Raw genomic sequence first — 3742 nt, forward strand, 5'->3', positions numbered from 1 at the left:
AAAGAAATCAATGAATGTTCTGTCGAACTAGATAATCTGAATCAACAGCTTAAAGACGTTGATTCTAAATTAAGTGAAAAGAACACTGAATTAAATAGCCTCACGAAAAACAGTCGATCAGAGATCGAAGAAAGTAAACAAGCTATTTCAGAAGAAATCCACCTTGTTCAAAAAGAATTAGAGTTGATCAAACAATTGGATGAAGTAGATAATACCAAAGAAATCATCGCGTTAAGAAATAAAATCGACAAACTTTCGCAAGAACTGGAACGTGTTGAAATGACTGAACAGGACTTTGAAGAAGATGCCCGCATCAAAGAGCTGACTGAAGAAATTGCTCAGCTAGAAAAGAAAAAAGCAGAACTGACCGATGAAAAGAATGAATGTGTCAAACAGTTGAACCGTTCAAAAGTCAAACAGTGGACACTCAAAGCGAGACAAGCGACAGCTGATTTCGAAATTCCGGAAGACTGGAAAAAAGAAGCCAGTGAAGAATTGTCAAAAGCAGGTAAACGCATTGAAGAAGCAAGTAAAGAGATGTCGACGCTTTTCAAGAAAACAGTGAGAGAAACCTCTGACAAAGATGTCAAGGAAACGATCCGAACATCTTTCGATAGCGTGCTGGACAATTTCGATTGGAAAAATGTCAATCTGAAATTTCCAACCTTGGCTTCCAAAGAGTACAGTAAAGAATGGGCATTTGACGAATCGACAGCAACCATTTTAGATATTAAAATTGCTAACGGCAAAGTAAATATCACTAAAGGAAATACTGAAACAATAACGTTATCTGCAAAAGGGAAACTGTATGGGAAAATGGATGAAAAGACACCTGAAGAATCTTTTGACGTACGCAGTACTATTTCGGTAGATGAAGACAAATTAATAGTCCACGTTCCCAATAAACGCATTTATGTGGACTTAACGCTTACCTTACCGGAAAGAACGTATGACTATTTATCTATTAATACGTTGAATGGGAAAGTCGTGGTCACTGATATCGAGGTTAAAGATATCTACGCTAAATCAATGAATGGATCGATCGATTTTGAAGAACTGGATGGAACAATGCTGGAAGTCAAGGGTTCAAATGGTTCGGTAACAATTAAAAACAGTCAATTAAAAGATCTGCTTGCCAGTTCAGTAAATGGTAGTCTTGTATATGAAGGAACGTTAGAAAGTGGAGACCTGTCTACTACGAATGGTGAGATAAAAGTTACTGTAATGAACAGCACAATTACTAGACTTAATGCAACGACGGTCAATGGAAACGTAAAATTGGCTATTCCTAAAAATATTACTCTAGAAGGACAAGCAAGAACGACATTTGGTAAAATAAAGAGTCGATTAAGTGAAGTTGAAGTAAATGAGAAATCAGAAAATATTAAACGATTTAAAAGAGTGGTTGACGAAACGTCCTTTGATTTTAACGCATCAACCACAACTGGTAATGTTTTACTCAAAGATACAGAATACTAATAAAAGGAAATGAGGGTTACACGATGAATAAGTTGAAAAAATCAAAAAATAATGCAGTCATTTTCGGAGTGTTAGGTGGTATAGGGGAATATTTCAATATTGATCCGGTCTTGCTTCGCGTTGTTGTTGTGGTGGCAACGTTCATTGGAGTAGGGTCGACTATCCCGATCTATCTCTTATTGGCTTTAGTTATGCCGGATGATGATGAAGAGTCTCGTTCAGACAAAAAAACGGGCTCAACTTCAACCTTTGGTCAATTTAATGAAAAACCTAAGAGAAAAGATGCAGAAAAAGTTGAAGAAGATTGGAGTGACTTTTAGTCGATGAAATGGTGGCAACGTATTTTAGCTAACACATTAATTTTTCTTGCTTTAGCTGGTTTCTTAGATGGGTTTATGATCTCATCGTGGACGACCGCATTGCTAGCTGCAGTCGTTTTTGGGATACTGAATGTACTAGTTAAACCTATACTTGTGATTTTATCTTTACCAATAACAATCATGACACTAGGATTGTTTTATTTGATCATCAATGGTTTGATGCTATGGTTTACAGCCGCTTTAGTCAGTGGGTTTGGATTCAGCTCATTTGCTCTCGCTTTGTTTGTAGCGATAATCGTGTCAGCGTTAAATGCATTTTTAAACACTGATTAATTTGAAAGGTTTAATGTAGTCAAACTACATTAAACCTTTTTGTTTGCATCGGTATTGTATTATTCTATTATGACATACTCAAATATGATATGATTAAGATATGTTTTTATCAATGAATAAAGGAGAAAATAAATGACTGTTACAGTAAAAATACACGAGTTAGTGGATGCGATGGATGATATTCGCGTTGTTGTTGGCGAAAATAACCTGGATAGATCGATCACGATCAGTGATTTATCAAGACCCGCATTAGAACTCACTGGATATTTTAGTTTTTATCCTCAAGATAGAATACAATTACTAGGTAAAACAGAATTATCATTTGCTAAAAAAATGACAAGTGATGAACGTTACATTGTGATGAAACGTATGTGTCAAGCTGAAACGCCCGCTTTCTTGATTTCACGCAATCAGGAACCGCCGAAAGAGCTCCTAAAAGCTGCTGAAGAGAAAGGGATACCTGTACTTCTTTCAAAACGTTCTACTACGCGATTATCCTCAAACGTGACTAACTTTTTAGAAGAACGATTAGCCGAACGTATCTCCCAGCACGGCGTACTGGTAGATATTTATGGTATGGGTGTATTGATTATAGGAGATTCGGGCATAGGTAAGTCAGAAACAGCACTAGAGCTTATCCAGCGAGGTCATCGTTTGGTTGCAGATGACCGAGTGGAACTGTACATGATGGATGAAAGACGTATCATAGGAGAACCACCTGAAATCCTGAGAAATCTGATTGAAATCCGAGGGATCGGCGTAATCGATGTGGTGAACTTGTTTGGTGTTGGTGCAATTCGCATGCAGAAAACTGTTGATTTAGTGATTAATTTAGAAAGTTGGGATCGTAATAAACAGTACGACCGCTTAGGTTACAATTTGGATAAAATGCGCATCTTTAATGTAGATATCCCAAAACTTTCGATTCCTGTTCGAGTAGGGCGAAACTTGTCGATCATCATAGAAATTGCTACCATGAATATTCGTGCCAAAGACATGGGATACGATGCAACAAAAACTTTTGAGAATAATTTGAATAAATTAATTGAGAAAAATTCTCAAGAAGACTAGATGGAGGATTAATAATGCAAAGTTATATTGGTAACATTGATCCAATTGCTATTAGGTTAGGGCCAGTAGAAGTCGCTTGGTATGGTGTGATTATCGTTGTTGGGATGTTCTTAGCTGTCTGGCTCAGCATGAGAGAAGCCAACAAAAGAGGGATAGGCGAAGACTTCATTGTTGATCTTGCTTTTTGGATTATACCAGCAGGTATTCTAGGCGCCAGAATCTATTACGTATTGTTTAAATTACCGACATACTTAGACGATCCAATCCGAATGTTCTATCTCTGGGAGGGCGGTCTGGCAATTTATGGCGGGCTAATACTTGGTTTTATAACAATGTATTGGTACAGCCAAAAAAACAAGGTACCGGTTTGGCTGTTAGTAGATATCTTGGCGCCTCATGTCATGATTGCACAAGCAATAGGACGATGGGGGAATTTTGTCAATCAGGAAGCTCATGGGAGCGAAGTGAGTCGACAATTTTTAGAAAGGCTTCAATTACCTGGATTTATCGTTGAGCAGATGAATATCAACGGGAGTTAT

General features: G+C 37.5%; 5 protein-coding genes. All 5 read left to right on the forward strand.

The features are described from left to right. Window positions 1-1479: daptomycin-sensing surface protein LiaX (gene liaX, locus R6U02_RS05055; protein ID WP_410262548.1), on the forward strand; the 1479-nt coding region annotated here is incomplete at its 5' end. 23 nt (window positions 1480-1502) lie between these two features. Then, entirely contained in the window at window positions 1503-1799 is a 297-nt protein-coding gene (locus R6U02_RS05060) for a PspC domain-containing protein (protein ID WP_410262549.1), read from the forward strand. Between the two features lie 3 nt (window positions 1800-1802). Then, the gene (locus R6U02_RS05065) at window positions 1803-2132 is read left to right on the forward strand and encodes a phage holin family protein (RefSeq protein ID WP_410262550.1); all 330 of its coding nucleotides are present in this window, start codon (window positions 1803-1805) and stop codon (window positions 2130-2132) included. Between the two features lie 132 nt (window positions 2133-2264). Next, window positions 2265-3203: an HPr(Ser) kinase/phosphatase gene (hprK, locus tag R6U02_RS05070; protein WP_410262551.1), complete on the forward strand. Its 939-nt coding sequence runs from the start codon at window positions 2265-2267 to the stop codon at window positions 3201-3203. A gap of 14 nt (window positions 3204-3217) precedes the next feature. Continuing rightward, on the forward strand, window positions 3218-3742 hold a 525-nt coding region (gene lgt / locus R6U02_RS05075; RefSeq protein ID WP_410262552.1), incomplete at its 3' end, for a prolipoprotein diacylglyceryl transferase.

This window comes from Alkalibacterium sp. (assembly GCF_046484155.1).
Taxonomy (GTDB): Bacteria; Bacillota; Bacilli; order Lactobacillales; family Carnobacteriaceae_A; genus Alkalibacterium.

Excerpts from the sequence above, each read along its gene's own strand:
- hprK (WP_410262551.1), top strand. The coding sequence starts at position 2,265 with ATGACTGTTACAGTAAAAATACACGAGTTAGTGGATGCGATGGATGAT.
- R6U02_RS05065 (WP_410262550.1), top strand. The coding sequence starts at position 1,803 with ATGAAATGGTGGCAACGTATTTTAGCTAACACATTAATTTTTCTTGCT.
- R6U02_RS05060 (WP_410262549.1), top strand. The coding sequence starts at position 1,503 with ATGAATAAGTTGAAAAAATCAAAAAATAATGCAGTCATTTTCGGAGTG.